Genomic DNA, 416 nt, shown 5'->3' with positions numbered 1-416 from the left:
TTGCTTTTATTTACCAGGCTACCCCCGTAGTCCCTACGGTTGGAGTGTGTTAGACAAACTGTAGTATTTTAATGCCTTCGTTTAAAATATTGATACTTGCATTGATATCTCTGTCATGATGCGCTTTGCATTCTGGGCAGATCCACTCTCTGATATGCAGATGTTTCTTCCCGGCGTTATGCCCACAAGACGAGCACAGTTGACTGGAAGGATACCACTGACTGACTTTAACTAGAGAGCGGTTATGCCACTCCGCTTTGTAAGTGAGCTTTTTGACAAAGGCTGACCATGAAACATCCGAAATCTGTTTAGCCAGCTTTCGATTCTTCTTCATGCCTTGAATATTCAAATCTTCAATACAAATGATATCGTGGTTTTTGATGATCAGCGTACTGAGTTTATTCAAGAAATCTTCG

The 416-nt window shown here is 41.3% G+C and carries 1 protein-coding gene; it reads right to left on the bottom strand.

The window, feature by feature from the left end:
• Window positions 1–49: 49 nt before the first annotated feature.
• On the bottom strand, window positions 50–416 hold a 367-nt coding region (locus ACYQ2O_RS12870), incomplete at its 5' end, for an RNA-guided endonuclease TnpB family protein (RefSeq protein WP_459796793.1).

The sequence above is a fragment of the Alkalibacterium sp. m-11 genome, assembly GCF_054658155.1.
This window is presented reverse-complemented; position numbering and strand designations above follow the sequence as displayed.